The sequence below is a fragment of the Methylocystis heyeri genome, assembly GCF_004802635.2.
Classification (GTDB): Bacteria; Pseudomonadota; Alphaproteobacteria; order Rhizobiales; family Beijerinckiaceae; genus Methylocystis; species Methylocystis heyeri.
Map to the genome: position 1 here is coordinate 4,215,001 of NZ_CP046052.1, position 21,956 is coordinate 4,236,956.

The following is a 21,956-nucleotide window of genomic DNA, read 5'->3' on the forward strand; positions in this document are numbered from 1 at the left end:
GGGGAGCTGCGAACAAGCTTTGATCCGCGGATTTCCGAATGGGGAAACCCACCTTCGATCTCTGTTATTCCGAAGAAAACCGAGCCGTGCACAAACGGAAACGGTTTTTCATGATGTTCCTTTCAGGAACGGCGGGCTGTGGTTCTTGCGACGCGCGAGCGGCGTTAGGACCTGTTTCCCGGCAAAACCTTGAGGTTTTGCTGGGAGCGAAGCGACGCCGAGCTCATGCGAGGGATGCGCTGCTTGCAGCGCAAGCAACATGTCTTCGGACTAACAGAGATCATGAGAAGGTATTTGCATCTGAAAAGATAGGATGCAAAAGCGAACCCGGGGAACTGAAACATCTAAGTACCCGGAGGAAAGGACATCAACGAGACTCCGTTAGTAGTGGCGAGCGAACGCGGACCAGGCCAATGCTTGCAGTATTCCAACTGGAACCGGCTGGAAAGCCGGGCCATAGTGGGTGATAGCCCCGTACGGATTTCGAAGACTGCAAGATATGAGTAGGGCGGGACACGTGCAATCCTGTCTGAATATGGGGAGACCACTCTCCAAGCCTAAGTACTCCTCAGCGACCGATAGCGAACAAGTACCGTGAGGGAAAGGTGAAAAGCACCCCGACGAGGGGAGTGAAACAGTTCCTGAAACCGGATACCTACAAACAGTAGGAGCCCAAGGTTCGTCCTGGGTGACTGCGTACCTTTTGTATAATGGGTCAGCGACTTATTGTTGCGAGCAAGCTTAAGCCGGTAGGCGTAGGCGCAGCGAAAGCGAGTCTGAATAGGGCGTCGAGTTCGTAGCAATAGACCCGAAACCGAGTGATCTAGCCATGAGCAGGTTGAAGGCAAGGTAACACTTGCTGGAGGACCGAACCGGTGTCTGTTGAAATAGACTCGGATGACTTGTGGTTAGGGGTGAAAGGCCAACCAAACTCGGAAATAGCTGGTTCTCCGCGAAAGCTATTTAGGTAGCGCCTCGCATGAATGCTCCAGGGGGTAGAGCACTGGATGGGCTAGGGGGTCCCACAGACTTACCAAACCTAACCAAACTCCGAATACCTGGAAGCAATATGCGGGAGACACACGGTGGGTGCTAACGTCCATCGTGGAGAGGGAAACAACCCAGACCAACAGCTAAGGCCCCCAATTCACGGCTAAGTGGGAAAGGATGTAGAAATCCCAAAACAACCAGGAGGTTGGCTTAGAAGCAGCCATCCTTTAAAGAAAGCGTAACAGCTCACTGGTCTAGATAAGGATTTCCGCGCCGAAGATGTACCGGGGCTCAAGCCGTGAGCCGAAGCTTTGGACCCGCAAGGGTGGTAGCGGAGCGTTCCGTAATCCGTCGAAGGAGCAGCCGTGAGGCGCTCTGGAGGTATCGGAAGTGCGAATGCTGACATGAGTAACGAGAAACACTGTGAAAGACAGTGTCGCCGAAAGTCCAAGGGTTCCTGCGTAAAGTTAATCTTCGCAGGGTTAGCCGGCCCCTAAGGCGAGGCCGAAAGGCGTAGTCGATGGGAACCACGTTAATATTCGTGGGCCAGTGGAAGGTGACGCGTGGCGTAAATTGTCTGGGCTTACTGGATTGCCCGGGCAGTGAAGCCGCGCCAGGAAATAGCCTCCACATCAGACCGTACCCGAAACCGACACAGGTGGACAGGTAGAGTATACCAAGGCGCTTGAGAGAATGACGCTGAAGGAACTCGGCAATTTACCTCCGTAACTTCGGGATAAGGAGGCCTCGTTGTCGCGCAAGCGGCAGCGAGGGGCACAGACCAGGGGGTGGCAACTGTTTAACAAAAACACAGGGCTCTGCGAAATCGCAAGATGACGTATAGGGTCTGACGCCTGCCCGGTGCCGGAAGGTTAAGAGGAGAGGTGCAAGCCTTGAATTGAAGCCCCGGTAAACGGCGGCCGTAAATATAACGGTCCTAAGGTAGCGAAATTCCTTGTCGGGTAAGTTCCGACCTGCACGAATGGCGTAATGACTTCCCCGCTGTCTCCAGCGTCAGCTCAGTGAAATTGAATTCCCCGTGAAGATGCGGGGTTCCTGCGGTCAGACGGAAAGACCCCGTGCACCTTTACTGTAACTTTGCACTGGCATTCGTGTCGGCATGTGTAGGATAGGTGGTAGGCTTTGAAGCATGGGCGCCAGCTCGTGTGGAGCCATCCTTGAAATACCACCCTTATCGTCATGGATGTCTAACCGCGGTCCGTCATCCGGGTCCGGGACAGTGCATGGTAGGCAGTTTGACTGGGGCGGTCGCCTCCCAAAGAGTAACGGAGGCGCGCGATGGTGGGCTCAGAGCGGTCGGAAATCGCTCGTCGAGTGCAATGGCATAAGCCTGCCTGACTGCGAGACAGACAAGTCGAGCAGAGACGAAAGTCGGTCATAGTGATCCGGTGGTTCCTCGTGGAAGGGCCATCGCTCAACGGATAAAAGGTACGCCGGGGATAACAGGCTGATAACCCCCAAGAGTCCATATCGACGGGGTTGTTTGGCACCTCGATGTCGGCTCATCACATCCTGGGGCTGGAGAAGGTCCCAAGGGTTCGGCTGTTCGCCGATTAAAGTGGTACGTGAGCTGGGTTCAGAACGTCGTGAGACAGTTCGGTCCCTATCTGCCGTGGGTGTCGGAGAATTGAGAGGATTTGTCCCTAGTACGAGAGGACCGGGATGAACATACCTCTGGTGGACCTGTTGTGACGCCAGTCGCAGTGCAGGGTAGCTATGTATGGACGGGATAACCGCTGAATGCATCTAAGCGGGAAACCCACCTCAAAACCAGTTCTCCCTTAAGAGCCGTGGAAGACGACCACGTCGATAGGCCGGGTGTGGAAGTGCGGCGACGCGCGCAGCTTACCGGTACTAATAGCTCGTCAGGCTTGATCGCTCCCATTATCAATGCCCTCCAAAACCATTTGCTTCCCCTTGTAAATTGCTCTTAGCCGGCCTGGTGGCCTTCGGCAAAGCGATCAGACCCGATCCCATCCCGAACTCGGCCGTCAAACGCTTCAGCGCCAATGGTACTATGTCTCAAGACCTGGGAGAGTAGGTCGTCGCCAGGCCTGCTAAGCGCAATTGCTCCTTCAAGCGGCCTCAAATCGACGGCGTTCCGCACGCCAAACCCCAAACGCTCCGGATATGCGCCCTCTAAAAGGCGCATTTCCGGAGCGTTTTCGCGTCGCGCAGCGCCAAAGATGTGCACGGTCCCGATCAGCGAGAGCGTCCGTTGTGATGCCACTGCTCTATGGCTGCCTGTTCTGTAATTGCAGCAATCTCGAGAGCCGCTCGGAATCCACGTCATGGTCGTCGTCAAGCCCGAGATATGATTTGGCGGCATCCACGAAGAGGCGTTTATGCTCGCCTGCGGCCGAGATTTCGGCGACCAAGTAAGGCGCGACGCGGTCGTCGCGCCTTCGCGCCAAACCATGGAGCGCCTCGGCTCTTACGAGGATGTCGGCGTCATTGGCGCGTTGCAGCAGCGCATCCCGAATCTCAGGGCCGTCAATCGAAACGATCTGGCCGATACTCGTGGTGGCCCAATCCCGCGCCATTTCATAGGGATCATTCATCAATTCCAGCAAAGCGCTTACGGCCGCTTCCGAAGTGGCGCCGCAAAGGGCAAACGCCACGCCGTGGCGGACGCGGTCCTCGGCGTGGTTGCGCAACTTGATCAGAGCGCTGTCGCAGCGGCGGTTTCCGAGATGGCCAAAGGCGAACACAGCCGCTGTGAAGACATCCATGTCCTGCTCGCGGTCAATGATCTCAAGGAGGGCGTCACAGCACTCCTCCGGAAATGTGCGCTCGGGAGGGCCCAACTGGCCTAGAATCATAACCCCGAGCCACCGTGCATTTGGATCCTGCGACCTCGTCAGTGCAATCGAGGCGTCCAAGACGTCTCTTGTGCCCCGAGATTGCAACGCCACCATGGAAGGGTTCGTACTCTCATCATCTTCCATCTCCGCCAAGGCGGCCGCTACCAGCTCCGCGGTCGAGCGTCTGTCTTGCTTTTCCTCTCCGAGCCGCCCAGATGTTTGCAAGACCTCTGTCCTTCGGTTCGAGGTGAACTCGGGGACCGGGCTACTCCGTCGCCGAAAATGGTCTGCCCTGGAAATCGGTGCAGCTTGTTTGTATCGATCGGACGTTTCCGTCCGATCGATAAGCATGTCCGTTTTTAAGCGCCCGGGCTGAGCATCTGTTCCGGCCGGACGATGGCGTCGAATTCGGCCTCCGTGACCTTGCCGGAGGCAAGGGCTTCCTCCTTCAGGCTGGTGCCGTTCTTATGCGCCGCGCGGGCGATCTTGCTCGCGGCGTCATAGCCGATTCGGGGCGCCAGCGCCGTGACCAGCATCAGGGAACGCTCGAGAAAGCGCGTGATGTTGGGAAGATCGGGCTCGATCCCGTCGAGGCAGCGCAGGATGAAGCTGTCGATTCCCTCCGCCAGCAGATCGACCGATTCGAGCATGGCGAAAGCGATCACCGGCTTCATCACATTGAGCTCGAGATGGCCCTGGGTCGCCGAAAAGCTGATGGTGGCGTGATTGCCGAACACCCTTGCGCAAACCATGGTTATGGCTTCGACCTGGGTCGGGTTGACCTTGCCCGGCATGATCGAGGAGCCCGGCTCGTTTTCAGGTAGCTTGAGCTCGGCGAAGCCGGCGCGGGGCCCGCAGCCCATCAGACGGATGTCGCAGGCGATCTTGTAAAGCCCGGTTGCGAGGGCGTTGATCGCGCCATGGGCGAAGACGACGGCGTCATGCGCCGCGAGCGCCTCGAATTTGTTGGGCGCAGTCACGAAGGGCAGGGCGGTCTGGGTTGCGATATTGGCGGCGACTGCCTCCGCGAAGCCCACCGCGGTGTTGAGCCCGGTGCCGACGGCCGTGCCGCCCTGAGCCAGCGCAAGAAGATCGGGCAGGACTTTTTCGAGCCTGACGACGGCGTATTCCGCCTGGGCGGCGTAGCCGGAAAATTCCTGGCCCAGAGTCACGGGAGTCGCGTCCTGCAGATGGGTGCGCCCGATCTTGACGATCGAGTCGAACTCTTTGGATTTTGCCGCGAGCGCCTGATGCAGGCGCTGCACCGCGGGAATGAGTTTCTTTGAAACCGCAAGAGCGCAGGCGATGTGAATCGCAGTGGGGAAGCAGTCGTTGGAGGACTGGCCGTAATTGACATGGTCATTGGGGTGGACGGGAGCCTTCGCCCCGAGGCCGGCGCCGAGCGTTTCATTGGCCCGGTTGGCGATCACCTCGTTCACGTTCATGTTCGACTGCGTGCCGGACCCGGTCTGCCACACGACCAGGGGGAACTGATCGTCGAACCTGCCCTCGATGACTTCTTCTGCGGCGGCGACGATCGCCTTGGCGATCTCGGGCTTGATCAATCCTTTGGCGGCATTGACCTCTGCGGCGGCGCGTTTGATCCGGGCCAGGGCGTGGGTCACCTGGATCGGCATGCGCTGGCCGCCGATGGGAAAATTCTCGAGCGAGCGCTGGGTCTGGGCGCCCCAATAGGCGGCGGCCGGCACCGCGATGTCGCCAAAGGAATCGCGCTCTATACGTTGGTCGGTTGTCATCGGAATGCTCGCAGGACAGGGATTTGGATGCAAAGCGTCGGAGGCGCCGGCATTCGCGACATCCCCTATGCGGCATTTCCCGCCTGGGTTCAATCGGCCTCGGCGTTCTCCGCCCCGACGATCTCGCCGAATTCGAAGGGCGCGGCGCCGTCCCTGCCGCCCGCGAGCGACAGCAGTTCGGCCAACCGGTTGCGCGCCCGGTTGACCCGGCTTTTCATCGTGCCCGAGGCGCAGCCGCAGATCGCTGCGGCTTCGTCGTAGGAAAGGCCCGAGGCCCCCACGAGGATCAGGGCTTCGCGCTGATCGAGCGGAAGCTTTTGGAGCGCAGCGCGGAAATCGAGGAAGTCCATATGCCCGGGCTGGGTCGCGGGCGCCACCATTTTGGCGGCCATCAGGCCGTCGGGATCGGAGGTCTCCCTGCGGCGCTTGCGGTAGTCGCTATAGTAGATGTTCCTGAGGATGGTGAACAGCCAGGCGGTGAGGTTGGTGCCCTCGGTGAAAGAGGCGAGGCTGACCCAGGCCTTGACCAGCGTCTCCTGCACCAGATCGTCGGCGCGGTCCGGGTTTCCGCATAGCGAAACTGCGAATGCGCGCAGACTGGGGATGGCGGACACAAGATCCGTCTTGATCCCTCCCGAAGCTTCCGCCGAGCCCGATGTCGCCAATCAATGCCTCTTTACGCTTCAGGAGCCGTCCTTGCGATATATCGCGTCCGCCTCCAGTTCGTTCAAGAGGTCGAGAAACCTGTCGGGTACGGGTTGGGCTACTATGTCGTCATAGAAGCTGCGAAGTTCCTTGCCGATATGCTCCGAGACCGTGGCCCCGAATCCGACGGCGCAACGCGGAACGCCGAAATCCTTGCGTGGGCCTGCCTCCCCGTTGCCCAGCCCTCGGTCCAGAAGCGCCAGCGGTTCCCTTCGGCTGCTTTCCCTGCGCAGATCGACCTTTCCAGAATTATCGTCGTCGGATGCTCGATCCTGCGAGTCGGCGCCTATATGTTTGGAAGGTCTGCTGCGCGTTTCTTCGGCCATGGGCTCCTCGTTGGTGGGACGCATGAATTTTTCTGGCCGCCGTCCGGCGCCGCGTTATACTGCACGGGGGGCGATAACTGGTGAACGCCACTTTTAGCGAATAGTTCCGTTCCATGAAGCGCGTTTTTGTCGCACAGGGAGCGGAGCTGTCGCTGGGCGGGGCGCGTTGCGCGCTTTCGCAAGTCGTGCGGGCGGCGGGAAATCGCGCCGATTGATCGATTGGAGCGCATTCCGATCCCAAAAGTCCGCCAGCTTTTGCGGAATGCGCCCGACGCGCGTTGGAGCGGCCGATAATGACGATATCACGCGAAGTCGGGCGGTATATTCCTTATTTGCGACGCTTTTCCCGCGCCCTGACCGGAAGTCGGGAAGGAGGCGACGCCTATGCGCTCGCCACGCTCGAGACGCTCGTCGCCGATCAGAAGAACGGCGGCGGCAATGGGGCTCGCATCATAGAGGATCCCAAGATCGCCCTGTATCGGCTGCTGCTCGATATCTGGGCCGCCGCTCCGATCAATGCGCAGCCGGAGCCCGGCGGCTCCTCCGATATAGAATCGGGCGCGCGCCGCAAGCTCGATGCAATTTCGCTGCGGCCGAGGATAGCGTTCCTGCTCAATGCGCTCGAGGGTTTCGCCGTCGACGAAGTGGCCCGGACGCTGGATGTTTCGACAAAGGAGGCGAGCGCGCTGATCGAGGCCGCCAACAAGGAGATTTCCGACCAGATCGCGACCGACGTCCTCATCATCGAGGACGAGCCGTTGATCGCCCTCGATCTGCGCGAGGTGGTCGAGGAACTGGGTCACAAGGTCGTCTCGATCGCGCGCACGCACAGGGAAGCCGTTTCCGTCATCCGGCAGTCGAGGCCGGGCCTCATCCTCGCGGACATACAGCTCGCCGACGGCAGTTCCGGGCTCGAAGCCGTGAACGAGATTCTGGGGGAGTTCTCGACTCCGGTCATTTTCATAACCGCATATCCCGAACGTTTCCTGCTCGGGGAGGCGCCGGAGCCGGCATTCCTCATCGCCAAGCCTTTCGCGGTCGACGCCCTGAAAGCGGTCATCAGCCAGGCTTTATTCTTCGACAAAAAATCAAAGCCGTCGTCCCGGAGCTAGGCCCGGCCGACCCCGCTTAAAGAAACCTCGTTCCAATTCATGCGGCCTCCGCGATACCGCTTCGCGATCCGCAGAAGCGACCGCCGCAAAAATCACTGATCGGCATCGATTTTGCGGCGGATGAATACGAAATGCCGCTCCAGCCGAGCGGATTTCGTATTCAGAAGCCTTTATGTGTAAACCTTAAAAATTTTTTATTCGCCCCAGGGGGAGCAACTTTGTCTTAACGCCACGCGTTATCCCGCTGTGAGAGCGGCGGCGCCTGCCGAAGGCGTCGGTGTGATGAGCGCCAGCCGCAAAATCAACGCGTCGAACCTCGCCGAAAAAGCGGGGCTCGAGCGAAGGCGAGGTGAAAAATGACGACGATCCAGCAACCACGCAAATCCAACCGTGGCTTCGCTTCCATGGACCCCGAGAAGCAAAGGCTGATTGCGCGGAAAGGCGGGCAGAGCGTCCCCGATTCGAAGCGAAGCTTCTCGCAGAATCCGGAATTGGCCGCCAAGGCCGGGCGCAAGGGAGGACAGAGCGTCAATCCCGATAAGCGCAGTTTCTCGCGAGATCATGCTCTTGCTTCCGAAGCGGGACGCAAGGGAGGACATGCTTCTCACGTCGGCTCGAGCAAACGGGCCGCGCCCAACTAAGCAACTCCCATGTTTTCCCGACGGGGCTGAGCCCCGGCGAAGAGCGCCAGAGTGAGAACCGGGAACCTTCCTGTTTCGGTGAAACGGGAAGGTTGCTCTCTTTTTAGGCGGCGTGCGGCTGCGAGCGGTGCGCGATGAGGGAGTAGAGGGCGCCGGGGTCGCGGGTGGCGCGGATGGTGGCGACCATCGCCGGATCGCGCAGCATGCGGGCGGCGCAGGCCAGCGCCTTCAGATGATCGGCGCCGGCGGATTCGGGCGTGATCAGGGCGAAAACCAGATCGACCGGAGCGTTGTCGAGCGCGTCGAAATCGACGGGCCGCTCGAGGCGCGCAAAAATCCCGAATATGTTCTTGAGTTTGCCGAGCTTCCCGTGAGGGATGGCCACGCCTTCGCCGATGCCGGTCGAACCGAGGCGCTCGCGCTGTAGCAGGGCGTCGAATATTTCGCGCGCCTGAAGGCCGGAAATCTCGGCGGCCTTTTCGCTCAACTCCAGCAGCAGTTGCTTTTTCGACGTAGCCTTGAGCGAAGTGACGACCGCCTTGGGCGTGAGCAAATCGGTGAGCCGCATGTGCAGAGCATCCTATCGAGACTGCGACGTTATAGTTTGTTCCGGGCCGCTCCTGGCGGCGCCTCTTTTATCGGCATGACCTTCCGCGCGCCGAGGGCGCGCATTCCGGGCCGTCTCTTGCGGACGGCTGCATTTTCTGGCGTGATTTAAGCTGACCGCGCACGACGCCCTTTTTGATCGGCGCCGGTATGTCCTTCGCTTTCGTCGCTTGCGCGCCAGAGTTGGCGCGCCGAGCTGTCACGCAAAATATATGCCGAAAAAGCCGGAAGAAAGGCCTCGGGCCTGCAACCTCCCCTGGTCGCTTCAGTTCACCTGGCCGCCTCGTTCTTCGCGACGCCGTAGAGCCCGCCTCATGCGCCGTCCGGCGTATCGATCCAGCCCACGTTCTGATCGTTGCGCCTATATACGATGTTGAGACGCCCAGTGGAAGCGTGGCGGAACACGATGACGGGGGCTCCGGTCAAATCCAGATCGAGCACGGCCTGCGACACCGAACGGCGCATGAGCTGGGTGGTCGATTCGGCGATGACGGCGGCGCTGAACTCGGCGGGAGCTTCGAGTTCCTGATCGGGAGCCTCCAGAACGTAGCTCGGCACGATTTCGACTTTGCCCGCGTCGTGATCGTGATGGCTCTTCAGGCGGCTCTTGTAGCGGCGCAGGCGCTTTTCGATGCGGTCGATCGATTGGTCTACGGCGGCGTAAGGGTCCTGGGCGCGACCATCGGCCTGGAGGATCATTCCGGAGGTGAGATGGAGGTTGCAATCGGCGCGGTATCCGGTTCCATCCGGCGTAAGCGTCATATGGCCGGAAACGCCGCCATCGAAGAATTTTCCGGCGACAGCGCCCACGCGCTCGGCGGCGTGGCTGCGAAGAGCCTCGCCGATATTCATGTTCTTACCCGATACCCGCAATGACATGCTCGACTTCCACCCTCTTCGACGAGCGGCCCCTGCGCCGGTCGGTTGTTGCGCCTCTGGCGCGCTTTCGGCTCGAACCGAATCGTTCGAGCGCCGGGGAGCCGCGATCGCCGCACGGCGCGCGCGACCCTGCGCTGGGTCGGCCGACACTCGACGCAGCGTTATGATCCTCCGCAACCGAAGTCAATGGGACTCTCAGGGGGCATGCTATACAGACCGGATGGAATAGTCCGGTCGGCAGGAAACGGCGCAGAATTGAATTGTTGAGCCGAACCTCGCCGAAGTGGTTCTAGAATTATTCTAAAGTCACTCCGGCGTAAGCACGGCTATGCCTGCTGCCGCAGCGCGGAAGTCTTTTGCCGGCGGCGATCGACTGAAGAAGGGATACGAAGACTGTCGCGATATTTCGCAACCGTGCGGCGAGCGATGTCGATGTCGGCGGCCTTCAGCCGCGCCACGATAGCGTCGTCGGACAGAATGTCGTCGGGGCTCTCCTTTTCGATCATCTGCTTGATCTTGAAGCGCACCGCCTCCGCGGAATGCGCCGCGGCCCCGCTCGTCGTGGCGATGGAGGCGGAGAAGAAATATTTGAGTTCGAAGATTCCCCGCGGGGTCATCATATATTTGTTGGAGGTGACGCGTGAGACGGTCGATTCGTGCATCCCGATGGCGTCCGCGATCGTTCTCAGATTCAGGGGGCGCAGATGCTCCACCCCCTTCGCCAGGAAGGCGTCCTGCAGGCGCACGATTTCCGAGGCGACCTTCAGGATGGTGCGCTGGCGCTGCTCCAGGCTTTTCAACAGCCAGTTGGCGTTGAGCATGCAGGTGGAGATGAAGCTCTTGTCGGTGTCGCTCTTCGCCGTGGCGCTCACTGTCGCTGCGTAGCTGTGGTTGAGGAGCACGCGCGGAAGAGCGTCGGAATTCAGCTCCACATGCCATGATCCGTCGCCGGCGGCCCTTACGATCACATCGGCGACGACGGTTTGGACCGGGGCGTCGCCGAAGACGCGGCCGGGCTTGGGATCGAGCCGCCGCACCTCCATCGCCATATCCGCGACATCCTCCTCGTCGACGCCGCAAAGGCGCGAGAGCTGGGCGAAATCCCGCTTTGCGACCAGGGCGAGATTGGCGACGAATATCTGCATGGCGGGATCGAATCGATCGCGCTCCCGCAACTGGATGGCCAGACATTCGGCGAGATCGCGAGCGCCGACGCCGCAGGGGTCGAATCCCTGGATGATGGTCAGAACCGCCTCGGTTTCTTCGGGCGAGGCGCCGAGCCGGGCGGCGATGTCCCCGATCTGCTCGCGCAGATAGCCGTTTTCGTCGATCGCGTCGATGATCGCCCGCCCGATGAAGCGTCGACGGGCGTCGGGGCAGGCGAGCGCGAGCTGCTCCTCGAGGGATTCATGGAGCGTCGCCGCCGAGGCGATGTAGGCTTCGAGATTGGGCGTTTCGCCGTCGCCTCCGGCCCCGGACGCTCCGGTCCAGGAGGTGGCGGAAAGCCCGGTCCCCTCCATGGCGGCGGTGGCCGCCGCCGGGGCCACTGCGGGCCCGTCGGCCTCGAAGGCGTTGCCGACCTCGGTGCCGAGATCTGCGGAAAGGCTCGCGGCGTCGACGGAAAGGGAGTCCTGAGCCCAGTCGCCATCCCGCGGCTCCTCGAACTCACGCGCGGGGGCGTCCCCTGCATCCCCCTCCGCCGAGGCCGTCTGCTCGGTCGGAGCGAAGTCGGCCCCCTCCGCGTCGAGAAGCGGATTGCGCTCGAGCTCGTCGTGAAGGAAGTTCGACAGCTCCAGATTGGAAAATTGCAGCAGCTTGATCGCCTGCAGCAGTTGCGGCGTCATCACCAGGGCCTGGCCCTGTCGCATCATCAGCTTGTTGGATATCGCCATGCTGCACACTCGCGCGAAACAAAAATCGATACTTTCGCGGTATCGGCCTGTTTTTTGCTTATAACATGCGGCGAAGCTAAAGGGAGGCTCAAATCTGCGGCGCCTCCTGCCTAAATGTCTAACGGTTAATCACTTCCCCGGAGCTGGAAGGCGCCCCGGCCCGCGTATGTCGCAATTTTTCCGACATGCGGGCGCCGCAAAAATCACATCCGGAAATCTTCGCCGAGATAAATCCGGCGGACATCGGAATTGGCGACGATCTCCTCCGCCGTGCCCTCGGTCAGAACATGGCCGTTGTAGATGATATAGGCGCGGTCGGTCAGACCCAGGGTCTCACGCACGCTGTGGTCGGTGATCAGAACGCCGATGCCTCGCGACTTCAGGTGCCGAACCAGCTCCTGGATGCCGCCGATGGCGATGGGGTCGATGCCCGCGAAAGGTTCGTCCAGCAGCATGAACGACGGATGGCCCGCCAAAGCGCGGGCGATCTCGCAGCGGCGCCGTTCGCCGCCGGAAAGCGCTATGGCCGGCGTCTTGCGAAGGCGGGTGAGCCGGAATTCGTCGAGAAGCCCTTCGAGTTCATCCTCGCGCTTGCGCCTGTCGGGCTGCGTGATCTCCAGCACCGCGCGGATGTTGTCTTCTACCGACAGTCCTCGAAAGACAGACATTTCTTGCGGCAGATAGCCGACCCCGAGGCGAGCGCGCCGGTACATCGGCAGGGGCGTGACGTCGTAGCCGTTGAGGGTGACGAGGCCTTTGTCGGGCTTTACCAGGCCGGTGATCATGTAGAAGACCGTGGTCTTGCCCGCGCCGTTCGGCCCCAGCAGGCCCACCGCCTCGCCCCGCCGCACATGGAGGCTCACATCCTCGACGACCCGGCGCGCTTTATAGGATTTGGCCACATTATGGATGGCCAGCACGCCTTCCGAATCATTGTGGCCATCCGTTCCCGCGGCGGGTTTGCCGAAGCCGCCGGGGATGGGCTGGAGCGAAGTTTCGGGGGCGCCTGAAATTTGAGCATCCGAAGCGGCCTCCGCTTCCCGGCTCCATTCCTCTTCCTTGAGTTCGTCCTGCTTCCGGTTTCCCTCGCGGCTTTTGAACGCCCCGCCGACCGCGCGGGACAGAGCGTCGCGCGCGTTGCCGAGGCCGGTGGAAAGATTGAAAAAGAAGCGCACGGAGACCAGGATTCCAGGGACGGATGCGGAAAGGAGGCGACGGGTTCGGTTCGGCCGCCCGACGCCGAGGCGGGCGGCGGGCTCTAGCGTGATACTATATTCTGCGACGTCTGGCGCTGAGATCGGGGCGTCAGGCCCAGGGCCGCGCCGCCGCGGTCTGTTTTTCGAAATCCGCGATCTTGTCGGCCTTCTGCAGCGTGAGGCCGATGTCGTCCAGCCCGTTGAGCAGGCAGTGCTTCCTGAAGGCGTCGATCTCGAAGCCGATCACGCCGCCGTCCGGGCCGCGGATTTCCTGGCGCTCGAGATCGATGGTCAGGGTCGCGTTGGCCCCGCGCCCGGCGTCGTCCATCAATTTATCGAGCTGGCCCTGCGAGACCTTGATCGGCAGGATGCCGTTCTTGAAGCAGTTGTTGTAAAAAATATCGGCGAAGCTCGTGGAGATCACGCAGCGCACGCCGAAATCCAGAAGCGCCCAGGGCGCATGCTCGCGCGAGGAGCCGCAGCCGAAATTGTCTCCCGCAATGATGATGGACGCATTGCGATAGGCCGGCTTGTTGAGGATGAAATCGGGGTTTTCCGAACCGTCCTCGCGATAGCGGAGCTCCGAGAACAGGCCCTTGCCGAGGCCGGTCCGGGCGATCGTCTTCAGATACTGCTTCGGGATGATCATGTCGGTGTCGACGTTCATGATCTCCAGCGGCGCGGCGACGCCGGTCAGCGTGGTGAATTTGTCCATTTCTGCTTTCGCCTCGTCTGTTTTCATCTCGACGCCGAGGGCTTCGCGGCGTCCCGCGATCCCTCTCCCCGGCGCCCGGTTCGGTTACCCGCCGTGTAGCAAATCCTCCTCCCTCGCGCAAAAGCCCGGCTCGGCCGGAAGAGGCCCAGCTTGACACTCATGCCGGGCAATGCGACTCGCCACCGGAAAAAACCGGGCGCAAGGGGAGCAAAATGTCGGCAGCGTTTATTTTTCCGGGGCAGGGGTCCCAGACGGTCGGAATGGGCAAATCGCTCGCCGAGACATTTGCGCCGGCGCGCGATGTGTTCGACGAAGTCGACGCGGCTCTGGGCCAGTCCCTGAGCAAGACCATGTTCGAGGGGCCGGAGCAGGAGCTCACGCTCACCGCCAACGCCCAGCCCGCGCTTATGGCGGTGTCGATCGCGGTCGTCCGGGTCCTGCAGGTGGAGGCGGGGCTGGATCTGGCGCGGCAGGCCGAATTCGTCGCCGGCCATTCGCTCGGAGAATATTCCGCCCTTTGCGCCGCCGGGGCGCTGAGTCTTTCGGATACGGCGCGGCTGCTGCGGCTTCGCGGATCGGCGATGCAGGCCGCCGTGCCGGTGGGGCAGGGCGCGATGGCCGCGCTGCTCGGAGCCGAGCTCGCCGCCGCCGCCGAGATAGCGGCGGCCGCTGCGGCCGCGGCCGGCGGCGTCTGTCAGGTCGCGAACGACAATGGCGGAGGCCAGGTGGTCGTTTCGGGAGCGAAGGCCGCCGTGGAAGCCGCCATCGAGCTCGCAAAGGAGCGCGGCATAAAGCGCGCCGTTCTGTTGCCGGTGTCCGCCCCTTTCCATTGCGCGCTCATGCAGGGCGCGGCCGATGCGATGCAAGAGGCGCTGGCCCACGCCGCCATTGCGGCGCCCTGCACGCCCGTCGTCGCCAATGTGACGGCGGCGCCCGTAACCGATCCGGAAATCATCCGCCGTCTTCTGGTCGAGCAGGTGACGGGCGCGGTGCGCTGGCGCGAGAGCGTCGTCTTCATGGCCGAAGCGGGCGTCACGAAATTCGTCGAATGCGGCGCAGGCAAGGTTTTGGCGGGCCTCTTGAAGCGCATCGCTCCCGGCGTTTCGGGGATAAGCGTCGGCGGACCGGCGGATCTGGAGGCTTTTCGGGCGTTTTTATGAGAGGCCGGATAGTCCGGGCGCAAAGCGCCGCAATTGAACAAAAGCTGAAAAAAAGCACAAAATATATGGGGGAGGAAAAAACATGTTCGATCTGACTGGCAGGACCGCATTGGTGACGGGCGCGAGCGGAGGCATCGGCAAGGATATCGCACGGGGGCTGCACCAGGCCGGCGCGACCGTGGCGTTGTCAGGCACGAGGCGGGAGGCGCTCGACGTGCTGGCGGCGGAGCTTTGCGAGCGGGTCCATGTGCTTCCCTGCAATCTTTCCGATAAGGAACAGACGGAAGGCCTGGTTCCCGCCGCCGAGGCCGCGATGGGCGGGCTAGATATTCTCGTGAACAACGCCGGAATCACCCGCGACAATTTGTTCATGCGCCTGAAAGACGCGGATTGGGACGAGGTTCTGAACGTCAATCTGACGTCGGCCTTTCGCCTTTCTCGCGCGGTGTTGCGCGGCATGATGCGCAAGCGCCATGGCCGCATCATAAACATCACCTCGGTGGTCGGCGTCACGGGAAACCCCGGACAGGGCAATTATGCGGCGGCCAAAGCCGGCATGATCGGCATGAGCAAAGCGCTCGCCGCCGAGGTCGCGAGCAGGAACGTCACCGTCAACTGCATTGCGCCGGGCTTCATCCAGAGCCCCATGACCGATGCGCTCAACGAGGCGCAGAGGACGCGCATTCTCGAGGCGGTTCCGGCCGGCCGGCTCGGCACGGGGACGGAAATCGCCGCGGCTGCGGTGTTTCTCGCAAGCTCCGAAGCCGGATACATCACGGGGCAGACGTTGCACGTGAACGGCGGCATGGCGATGATTTGACATAGAGAAGCGCGGCCCGCGCCGCCGCCGGAGATTCCCTGCGGGGCCTTGATCGCAGCCTCTCGCCTTCAAAGTTGAAGTGTGCTACCAGACGCCTCGCCGCGAAGGGGGCTTCGGCTTTTCGATCGCCGGCTTCGAGCCGGCCAGGCGCTCTTGCGTCGGTCCGCTATCGCCTGATAAGGCGATATTGCGACCCAAGATTAAGGAAAGTGCGATCGACCTCGGCTCGTCAGGAGCCGCCGGCCGCCAAAGTTTAGGGAGCGGCCTGCGATGTGTTGTCGCGGGCGCAAATTCGAACGAGGATCAGAGCAAATGAGCGATGTCGCCGAGCGCGTGAAGAAGATCGTTGTCGAACACCTCGGCGTCGAGCCGGAGAAGGTCGTCGACAAAGCGAATTTCATCGACGATCTGGGAGCCGACTCCCTCGATATCGTCGAGCTGGTGATGGCCTTCGAGGAAGAATTCGGAATCGAGATTCCCGACGACGCCGCCGAGACGATCCTCACGGTCGGCGACGCCGTGAAATTCCTGGAGCAGGCCAAAGCCGCCTGAGCCGTCTTCCGCACAAGCGCCCGACGCGAGCTTTTGCCCGTCGTGCGCTTGGAGCGCAAGTTTCTTGTCGAAAGAACATCCTTTCCGAGAGTGAGCCATGCGCAGGGTGGTGGTCACCGGTCTCGGCATTGTATCGCCGTTGGGCTGTGGCGTTGACGTGAATTGGAAGCGGTTGATAGCCGGGGAATGCGGCTTCAAGCGCATCGATACTTTCGAGGTTTCCGACCTCGCCTGTCAGATCGCGGCGATGGTGCCCCGCGCCTCCGGCGTTGAGGGCGCGTTCAATCCCGACGACTGGTTCGATCCCAAAGAACAGCGGAAGGTCGACGACTTCATCATCTACGGCGCCGCCGCCGCGACCCAGGCCCTGTCCGACGCCGGCTGGAAAGCCGACACTCCGGAAAAGCAGGAAACCACCGGCGTTCTGATCGGCTCCGGCATCGGCGGCCTCGGCGGCATCTACGAGACCTCGATAACGCTGAAGGAAAAAGGCCCCCGGCGCGTTTCGCCCTTCTTCATATCCGGACGCATCATCAATCTGGCGTCGGGATATGTTTCGATCATGCACGGCTTGAAGGGCCCAAATCACGCGGTCGTCACGGCGTGTTCGACGGGCGCCCATGCGATCGGGGACGCGGCGCGTCTCGTCGCGCTGGGCGAAGCGGAGGTCATGGTCGCCGGCGGCGCCGAGTCGCCGGTGAACCGGATCGGCGTTGCGGGCTTCGCCGCGTGCCGGGCCCTCTCGACAGGCTTCAACGACCGTCCGGAGGCGGGCTCCCGTCCTTACGACCGCGACAGGGACGGTTTCGTCATGGGCGAGGGCGCCGGCTGCGTCGTGCTGGAGTCCTACGAGCACGCCAAGGCCCGCGGCGCCCGGATCTACGCCGAGATCATCGGCTATGGAATGTCGGGGGACGCCTACCACATCACCGCGCCCGCTCCCGACGGCGACGGCGCCTATCGGTGCATGAAGATCGCTTTGAAGCGCGCCGGCCTGTCCGTCTCCGACATCGACTATGTCAACGCCCATGGCACGTCGACGCCGCTCGGCGACGAAATCGAGCTGAACGCCGTGCAGCGGCTGCTCGGAAACGAGGAACCCAGGCTCTCGATGTCGTCGACCAAATCGGCCATCGGGCATCTTCTCGGCGCGGCCGGGGCGGTCGAGGCGATCTATTCGATTCTGGCCTTGCGCGACCAGGTGGCGCCGCCGACGCGCAATCTGGACAATCCTTCGGTGGAGACGGAAATCGACCTCGTCCCCCATGTGGCGCGCAAACGCAAGATCGACGTGGCGCTTTCCAATTCCTTCGGCTTCGGCGGAACCAACGCGTCGCTGGTGTTGCGCCGGGCGGACTGACGAGAGACCTGCGGGCGGGTTCGCCGAGAGCGTCCCGCCCGTCGCTCCGACGGGTTATCTTCTCGCTTGGGCGATTCATCCCGGATAAAGGGCGCGAGGCGTCCCGGGACGAGACCTTATCCACAGCGGTTGCCGCGGATCGTCGCCCAATCCAGGAAAGATTCGTGTTTTCGCCACAATCGACGATAGTCTGGCCGCTACGGCGTAGGCCGCCCGGGCGGCGCGTCGCCAGGGGCCGGGCTGCGACCATGGGGCCGCCCATTTTTGGCGCAAGCGAGCCGGTCCTTGGATAGAATGAGCGCCGGAAGGGCTCGTTACGATAGTGGTTTGGTCGGGCGCTCACGGCTCGTTGGCGGATCGGGTTCTGCGGGCGCTCGCTTTCGGTTTTTCCCACTTCCTTAAGGCTGTGGGCGAATCCAGTTTGCCGGCGAGAAATGGCGTGACCCATGAACGATAGCGAAATCGGCGGAAAGCCCGCAGCTTCGGAACAGGAGCCGACGACTCGGCAACCCGACGGCGAAGAGGCTGCAGCGACTTCTCCCGGCGGCAGGCCCAGCCTGTTTGAGCGTGGCCGCGCGGCGTTATTCAAGCCCAGGGCCGCCAAGCCCTCGGCCCCGCCTCCGCCCCCGCCGCGCAAAAAAAAGCGCCGGGACGGCACGCTGTCCGCGATGAGCGGCTTCCTCAGCTTCATATTGGTGGCGCTGGTCGCCGGCGTTTTCGGCCTGATCTCCGCCCGTCACGTCCTCAACGAGCCGGGGCCGTTGCATGCGGACAAGGTGGTCTATCTGCCGCCGCGCAGCGACGCTCCCGAAATGATCGCGCAGCTCGAACGCGAGGGCGTGATCGACAATCCGACGCTGATGAACATCTCTCTGCTGGTCTCCGGAAGGATCGGCGCTCTCAAGCCCGGCGAATATCTCTTCAAGCAGAGCGTCAGCATGCAGGAAGTGATCGACGAGCTGATCGCGGGACGCCAGCTTCTGCACGCGATCACCATTCCCGAGGGGCTGACCAGCGAACAGATCCTGCAGCGCCTGCGCGACAGCGAGGTTCTCGCCGGCGACGTGATGGACACGCCGAAGGAAGGCGCCCTCCTGCCGGAGACCTACAAGGTCGCGCGGGGTTATCCGCGCTCCAAGCTGATCGCCAAAATGCAGGAAGACCAGCGCAAGCTGGTCGATCAGATATGGGCGCGCCGCAGCCGCGACCTGCCTTTCCGCACCCCCTATGAACTGGTGACGCTGGCTTCCATCGTCGAGAAGGAAACCGGCAAGGCCGAGGAGCGGCCCCACGTCGCCGCGGTCTTCGTCAACCGTCTCCGGAAGGGCATGCGGCTGCAATCAGATCCCACCATCGTCTATGGGTTGGTGGGCGGCAAGGCGACGCTCGGTCGGGGCATCACGCGGTCCGAGATCGACAAATACACGCCCTACAACACTTACGCCGTCGACGGGCTGCCCCCCGGGCCGATCGCCAATCCGGGGCGCGCCGCGCTCGAGGCGGCGGCGAACCCGGCCCATTCGGCCGATCTCTATTTCGTGGCGGACGGGACCGGCGGGCATGTGTTCGCGGAAACGCTCGACCAGCACAATCGCAATGTGGTGAGATGGCGCCAGATCGAGCGCGACACCAAAGAAAAGCCGGCGCCAGACGTCGACCGTCTCACGCCCGGCGCCGCTCCGCCCGCGCCTCGCGATCAGCATGGGCGGGCCGGGCCGAGCGGCCGGCTGATCCAGCTGGGCGAGAGACATGAAGACTATCCTCCGGCCGGGCGCATGGCCGAGGATGACGGCCCCACCCATCGGCTTGGCAAATTCGGCCCGGAGGCGGGCCTGATGGCCATCGAATCCTTCGACGATCCGAGCTTCGGCGCCGCGCCTTCGAGCCGGGCGGTTCGTCCTGCGCGCCCGTTCTTCAGCCTGGCCGAAGCGCAGCCGAGGAGCCTCTCCACCTTCGATCCGGTCGCCGTGGCCGCCGCGGCGGCGGCGTCGGCTCGCCCGGGCGACGGCGGGGACATCGACGTCGCGCCCGAGGGGCCGGACGGCAAGCCCGTGGCCGACGCGGGGCCCGAGGTGACGAGCTATCCCGTCTCGGCGCGCGCCCGCGCCGAGCAGAAGGCGCGGGCGGCCCGGCTCGGCCTCACTGCGGGCTCCGACGATCTGCCCGACGGCGTGGTCGGCGCGCGCGACGCCGCCGCCGAGGCCCCGGCGCAGATGCTCGCCGCCGCCTCCGCGGTCGAAGGCCCTGGAGGGCAACAGCCGCGCCGTTATCGCGCGATAGACGCTTCCGAGGGCACCGCGCTGGACCCGCTGCGCGACAGATCCTGGGATCTCAGCTCGGCGAAGGTGGTTCCGGCGAGCGCGTCTTTGCGCTAGACCACGCTGCGTCCGGTCTCGTCTGGACGAGCCCGACAAAAGGACCCGCCGCATGAAACTCGCCAGCATGACCGGCTTCGCCCGCGCCCACGGCGACAGGGGGCCGTGGCGTTTCGCCTGGGAGCTGAAGACGGTCAATTCGAAGGGGCTCGATCTGCGGCTTCGCGTTCCGCCCGGCTTCGACGCCGTGGAGATCAAGGCGCGCGGCGCCATCGGGGCCAGGCTCGCCCGCGGCGCCTGTTCCGCCGGCCTCACGGCCAAACGAGAGGATTCGGCCGGCCTCGTTCGAATCGATAAGGCGGCGCTGGGCCGCCTGCTCGCTGCGCTGGACGACGTTCCCTTGCGGGCCAATCTGCAGCCCGCCTCCCTCGACGGCCTGCTCGCGATCCGGGGAGTCGTCGAATTCGTGGAGCCGGAAGACAGCGAAGAAGAGCGCGCCGCCCTCGACGCCCAAGCGCTCGCCTGTCTCGACGAAGCCCTGGCGCGGCTGATCGACTCCCGCCACGCCGAGGGCGAAGCCCTGAAAGCGGTTCTCCATCGGCGGCTCGACCGAATCGCCTTTCTGACGGAAGAGGCCAACCAACTGCCGGCCCGGCGACCCGAGGCCATAGAGGCGCGGTTGCGGCAGCAGATCGCCATGCTGCTCGAGAACGCCAACGCCTTCGATCCCCAGCGGCTGCATCAGGAAGCGGTGCTGATCGCGGTGAAGACCGATATTCGGGAAGAGCTGGACCGGCTCGCCGCCCATGTCGCGAGCGCCCGCGCGCTGCTCGCGAGCGGCGGCCCGATCGGGCGGCGGCTGGACTTCCTGGCTCAGGAGTTTTCCCGCGAGACCAACACTCTCTGCGCCAAATCCAACGATCCGTCGCTCACGGAGATCGGGCTCGAACTCAAGATCGAGGTCGAGCAATTGCGTGAACAAGTGCAAAATATCGAATAGGCGGGTGGCGGAGCGGGAGGCGCTGGTGCTAGGAGCCTCGAAGGCCTAAATCTTGTATTCACCCGAACCCAAGCGCTCCATGCCTTCGCTACAGACCGAACATCGCGGAATAGTGCTCATTCTTTCCTCGCCCTCGGGCGCGGGCAAGACCACGCTGACGCGCATGCTGCTGCAGGATCGCAGCCTCGATCTCACCCTTTCGATCTCGGTGACGACCCGGCCGCGACGATCCAGCGAGGTCGACGGCATTCATTACCGCTTCATCGCCCAGCGCCAGTTCGAGGCCATGCGCGACAACAATGAACTGCTCGAATGGGCCGAGGTGCACGGCAATTTCTACGGCACCCCGCGCGAGCCGGTCGAGCAGATTCTGTCCCAGGGTCGCGACGCCCTCTTCGACATCGACTATCAGGGCACCCAGCAGGTCCGCGAGAAAATGTCCAACGACGCCGTGACCGTGTTCATCCTGCCGCCGTCGATGAAGGAGCTGCGGGCCCGGCTGGAGCGACGGGCCGAGGACTCGCGCGAAGTGATCGAGCGCCGGCTCGAGAACGCGCGCAAGGAAATCATACGCTGGACCCAGTACGACTACGTGCTCGTGAACGACGACATCCAGGCCACTTTCGACGACCTGCTGGCGATTTTGCGGGCGGAGCGCCAGAAGCGTCCGCGGCGGGCCAAAAATATCGAAGCATTTGTGCAGGGGCTTCTCGGCGAGCGATAAGAAAGCGTGAGGGCGCGCTCGTATTCGCGCGGCTTTAGGCTATATAGTGCCGGTCTCGCTGGTTTCGGATCCATGGAACGCAAGGGAATGCCCTCTCGTCGCAACAGACGCCTGATCGCCGCTTCAGCCGCCGCGACGCTGCTCGCCGTGGCCCTCGGCGGCTGCGGGCGGAAAGGCCCGCTCGAATTGCCGCCGGACGTGCAGGCGGCGCGGGAGGCGAGCCGCGCCGAGCAGGAGGCCGCCGCTCCCAAAGCTCCGGCCGGCCAAAAGCCGAAGCTCAGCGAAGAGGGCGCAAAACCCACGGCCGGACCCATGGAGGGCGATGTCGGCCATCGTCCGCCGGAAGCCTATCCCTTCTTCCTCGATCCCCTGCTCTGAACC

19 protein-coding genes and 2 rRNA genes (1 of these 21 running past the window's edge) are annotated in these 21,956 nt (G+C 62.9%); 12 read left to right on the top strand and 9 right to left on the bottom strand.

Annotation, left to right across the window (positions count from 1 at the left end):
* Positions 1–2,890 (top strand): 23S ribosomal RNA (locus H2LOC_RS18955) (it extends 80 nt beyond the left edge of the window).
* Between the two features lie 59 nt (positions 2,891–2,949).
* A 5S ribosomal RNA gene (gene rrf, locus H2LOC_RS18960) occupies positions 2,950–3,065 on the top strand.
* Positions 3,066–3,245: 180 nt separating this feature from the next.
* Here the strand turns inward: rrf and H2LOC_RS18965 are convergent.
* The 4 genes from H2LOC_RS18965 to H2LOC_RS18980 form a co-directional block, all read right to left on the bottom strand.
* Complete coding sequence (locus H2LOC_RS18965) at positions 3,246–3,893, bottom strand: HEAT repeat domain-containing protein (RefSeq protein WP_136497176.1); 648 nt, start codon at positions 3,891–3,893, stop codon at positions 3,246–3,248.
* A gap of 281 nt (positions 3,894–4,174) precedes the next feature.
* Positions 4,175–5,572, bottom strand: coding sequence for a class II fumarate hydratase (gene fumC / locus H2LOC_RS18970; protein ID WP_136497175.1), 1,398 nt, complete (start codon positions 5,570–5,572; stop codon positions 4,175–4,177).
* Positions 5,573–5,661: 89 nt separating this feature from the next.
* Complete coding sequence (locus tag H2LOC_RS18975) at positions 5,662–6,237, bottom strand: sigma-70 family RNA polymerase sigma factor (RefSeq protein ID WP_136497174.1); 576 nt, start codon at positions 6,235–6,237, stop codon at positions 5,662–5,664.
* 18 nt (positions 6,238–6,255) lie between these two features.
* The gene (locus H2LOC_RS18980; RefSeq protein WP_136497173.1) at positions 6,256–6,603 is read right to left on the bottom strand and encodes a NepR family anti-sigma factor; all 348 of its coding nucleotides are present in this window, start codon (positions 6,601–6,603) and stop codon (positions 6,256–6,258) included.
* A gap of 293 nt (positions 6,604–6,896) precedes the next feature.
* Between H2LOC_RS18980 and H2LOC_RS18985 the strand changes: the two genes are divergently transcribed.
* Together H2LOC_RS18985 and H2LOC_RS18990 are read left to right on the top strand one after the other, a co-directional pair.
* Entirely contained in the window at positions 6,897–7,715 is an 819-nt protein-coding gene (locus tag H2LOC_RS18985) for a response regulator (RefSeq protein WP_136497172.1), read from the top strand.
* Between the two features lie 356 nt (positions 7,716–8,071).
* On the top strand, positions 8,072–8,356 hold the full coding sequence (locus H2LOC_RS18990; RefSeq protein WP_136497171.1) for a con-10 family general stress protein: 285 nt from the start codon (positions 8,072–8,074) through the stop codon (positions 8,354–8,356).
* A gap of 103 nt (positions 8,357–8,459) precedes the next feature.
* Here H2LOC_RS18990 and ptsN read toward each other — a convergent pair whose 3' ends face one another.
* The 5 genes from ptsN to leuD all read right to left on the bottom strand — a co-directional run bounded on the left by ptsN (position 8,460) and on the right by leuD (position 13,644).
* A complete protein-coding gene (gene ptsN / locus H2LOC_RS18995; protein ID WP_136497170.1) occupies positions 8,460–8,924 on the bottom strand; it encodes a PTS IIA-like nitrogen regulatory protein PtsN in 465 nt (154 codons plus the stop codon).
* 350 nt (positions 8,925–9,274) lie between these two features.
* Positions 9,275–9,841 (bottom strand): ribosome hibernation-promoting factor, HPF/YfiA family, encoded by a 567-nt coding sequence (gene hpf, locus H2LOC_RS19000; protein WP_136497169.1) that lies wholly within the window; start codon positions 9,839–9,841, stop codon positions 9,275–9,277.
* Between the two features lie 326 nt (positions 9,842–10,167).
* Positions 10,168–11,733, bottom strand: a complete 1,566-nt coding sequence (gene rpoN, locus H2LOC_RS19005; RefSeq protein WP_136497168.1) for an RNA polymerase factor sigma-54 — start codon at positions 11,731–11,733, stop codon at positions 10,168–10,170.
* A 203-nt stretch (positions 11,734–11,936) separates the two neighbouring features.
* Positions 11,937–12,908 (bottom strand): LPS export ABC transporter ATP-binding protein, encoded by a 972-nt coding sequence (gene lptB / locus H2LOC_RS19010; RefSeq protein WP_246206899.1) that lies wholly within the window; start codon positions 12,906–12,908, stop codon positions 11,937–11,939.
* 130 nt (positions 12,909–13,038) lie between these two features.
* Positions 13,039–13,644, bottom strand: coding sequence for a 3-isopropylmalate dehydratase small subunit (gene leuD, locus H2LOC_RS19015; RefSeq protein ID WP_154331725.1), 606 nt, complete (start codon positions 13,642–13,644; stop codon positions 13,039–13,041).
* A 212-nt stretch (positions 13,645–13,856) separates the two neighbouring features.
* Here leuD and fabD point away from each other — a divergent pair, with 212 nt between their 5' ends.
* From fabD to lptM, 8 genes are all read left to right on the top strand, one after another.
* Entirely contained in the window at positions 13,857–14,804 is a 948-nt protein-coding gene (gene fabD, locus H2LOC_RS19020; RefSeq protein WP_136497167.1) for an ACP S-malonyltransferase, read from the top strand.
* An 82-nt stretch (positions 14,805–14,886) separates the two neighbouring features.
* Positions 14,887–15,624: a 3-oxoacyl-[acyl-carrier-protein] reductase gene (gene fabG, locus H2LOC_RS19025; RefSeq protein ID WP_136497166.1), complete on the top strand. Its 738-nt coding sequence runs from the start codon at positions 14,887–14,889 to the stop codon at positions 15,622–15,624.
* 312 nt (positions 15,625–15,936) lie between these two features.
* Complete coding sequence (locus tag H2LOC_RS19030) at positions 15,937–16,176, top strand: acyl carrier protein (protein ID WP_136497165.1); 240 nt, start codon at positions 15,937–15,939, stop codon at positions 16,174–16,176.
* A 97-nt stretch (positions 16,177–16,273) separates the two neighbouring features.
* Complete coding sequence (gene fabF / locus H2LOC_RS19035; RefSeq protein ID WP_136497164.1) at positions 16,274–17,536, top strand: beta-ketoacyl-ACP synthase II; 1,263 nt, start codon at positions 16,274–16,276, stop codon at positions 17,534–17,536.
* A gap of 446 nt (positions 17,537–17,982) precedes the next feature.
* Positions 17,983–19,911, top strand: coding sequence for an endolytic transglycosylase MltG (gene mltG, locus H2LOC_RS19040; protein ID WP_136497163.1), 1,929 nt, complete (start codon positions 17,983–17,985; stop codon positions 19,909–19,911).
* A 52-nt stretch (positions 19,912–19,963) separates the two neighbouring features.
* Positions 19,964–20,851 (top strand): YicC/YloC family endoribonuclease, encoded by an 888-nt coding sequence (locus tag H2LOC_RS19045; protein WP_136497162.1) that lies wholly within the window; start codon positions 19,964–19,966, stop codon positions 20,849–20,851.
* Positions 20,852–20,930: 79 nt separating this feature from the next.
* Positions 20,931–21,575, top strand: a complete 645-nt coding sequence (gene gmk, locus H2LOC_RS19050; protein ID WP_136497522.1) for a guanylate kinase — start codon at positions 20,931–20,933, stop codon at positions 21,573–21,575.
* Positions 21,576–21,662: 87 nt separating this feature from the next.
* Positions 21,663–21,953 carry an LPS translocon maturation chaperone LptM gene (gene lptM, locus H2LOC_RS19055; RefSeq protein WP_136497161.1) on the top strand — a complete coding sequence of 97 codons (291 nt, stop codon included), beginning with the start codon at positions 21,663–21,665 and terminating at the stop codon, positions 21,951–21,953.
* Positions 21,954–21,956: the final 3 nt, after the last annotated feature.